This window comes from Streptococcus oralis subsp. oralis (genome assembly GCF_002096495.1).
Taxonomy (GTDB): Bacteria; Bacillota; Bacilli; order Lactobacillales; family Streptococcaceae; genus Streptococcus; species Streptococcus oralis_CU.
This window is the reverse complement of sequence record NZ_NCUO01000001.1, coordinates 1-1,474: the sequence shown is the minus strand read 5'-3', so window position 1 is coordinate 1,474 and position 1,474 is coordinate 1. Positions and strand designations below refer to the sequence as shown.

Sequence of the window (1,474 nt, the reverse complement as noted above, 5' to 3'; positions counted from 1 at the left end):
TACCGCTTCGTAGAGACTAAGAAACTTCCAAACGGCGACACAGAACACGTTTATGAGAAGGTTAAGACTAGTCATAAGGATAAGGAAGGCAATGAAATTCCAGGCCACCCAACCGAAGACGGTGGACAACCGAAGAAAGATATTCCAGGCTACCGCTTCGTAGAGACTAAGAAACTTCCAAACGGCGACACAGAACACGTTTATGAGAAGGTTAAGACTAGTCATAAGGATAAGGAAGGGAATGACATTCCAGGTTATCCAACCGAAGACGGTGAACAACCTAAGAAAGATATTCCAGGCTACCGCTTCGTAGAGACTAAGAAACTTCCAAACGGCGACACAGAACATGTCTACGAAAAAGTGAAGACTAGTCACAAGGATAAGGAAGGCAATGACATTCCAGGTTATCCAACCGAAGACGGTGAACAACCTAAGAAAGATATTCCAGGCTACCGCTTCGTAGAGACGAAGAAACTTCCAAACGGCGACACAGAGCACGTTTATGAGAAGGTTAAGACTAGTCATAAGGATAAGGAAGGGAATGACATTCCAGGTCATCCAACCGAAGACGGAGAACAACCTAAGAAAGATATTCCAGGCTACCGCTTCGTAGAGACTAAGAAACTTCCAAACGGTGACACAGAGCACGTTTATGAGAAGGTTAAGACTAGTCATAAGGATAAGGAAGGGAATGACATTCCAGGACATCCAACAGAAGACGGTGAACAACCGAAGAAAGATATTCCAGGCTACCGCTTCGTAGAGACGAAGAAACTTCCAAACGGCGACACAGAACACGTTTATGAGAAGGTTAAGACTAGTCATAAGGATAAGGAAGGGAATGACATTCCAGGACATCCAACCGAAGACGGAGAACAACCTAAGAAAGATATTCCAGGCTACCGCTTCGTAGAGACTAAGAAACTTCCAAACGGCGACACAGAACACGTTTATGAGAAGGTTAAGACTAGTCATAAGGATAAGGAAGGGAATGACATTCCAGGACATCCAACAGAAGACGGTGAACAACCTAAGAAAGATATTCCAGGCTACCGCTTCGTAGAGACTAAGAAACTTCCAAACGGTGACACAGAACACGTTTATGAGAAGGTTAAGACCAATCACAAGGATAAGGAAGGGAATGAAATTCCAGGCCACCCAACCGAAGATGGTGAACAACCTAAGAAGGAAATTCCAGGCTATCGCTTCGTAGAGACTAAGAAACTTCCAAACGGCGACACAGAACATGTCTACGAAAAAGTGAAAACTAGTCACAAGGATAAGGAAGGGAATGAAATTCCAGGTTATCCAACCGAAGACGGTGAACAACCGAAGAAAGATATTCCAGGTTACCGCTTCGTAGAGACTAAGAAACTTCCAAACGGCGACACAGAACACGTTTATGAGAAGGTTAAGACTAGTCATAAGGATAAGGAAGGCAATGAAATTCCAGGCCACCCAACCGAAGACGGTG

General features: G+C 44.3%; 1 protein-coding gene. It reads left to right on the top strand.

What is annotated here, in order from left to right; genetic code table 11:
- Positions 1 to 1,474: MucBP domain-containing protein (locus B7717_RS00005; protein WP_338152294.1), on the top strand; the 1,474-nt coding region annotated here is incomplete at both ends.